At 64.4% G+C, this 233-nt stretch carries 1 protein-coding gene; it reads left to right on the top strand.

The window, feature by feature from the left end; all coding sequences use genetic code 11:
* The coding region (locus SB772_RS45830; protein ID WP_410839254.1) for an undecaprenyl-diphosphate phosphatase at positions 1-233 on the top strand (233 nt) is incomplete at both ends.

Here is a 233-nt window from a genome sequence, read left to right as displayed (position 1 = left end):
CCACGGCAAGCACCGCGACGCCCGCGCGCGTGAACTCCCTCGACGAAATCACCGTGCTCGACGCGTTCAAGGTCGGCTGTGCGCAATGCTTCGCGCTGATTCCCGGCATGTCGCGCTCGGGCTCGACCATCATCGGCGCGATGCTGTTCGGTCTCGAACGGCGCGTCGCCACCGAGTTCTCGTTCTTTCTCGCGATTCCGGTGATTTTCGGCGCGACGCTCTACGAACTGCAC

This window comes from Paraburkholderia sp. SIMBA_030, assembly GCF_046535245.1.
Classification (GTDB): domain Bacteria; phylum Pseudomonadota; class Gammaproteobacteria; order Burkholderiales; family Burkholderiaceae; genus Paraburkholderia.
This window is presented reverse-complemented; position numbering and strand designations above follow the sequence as displayed.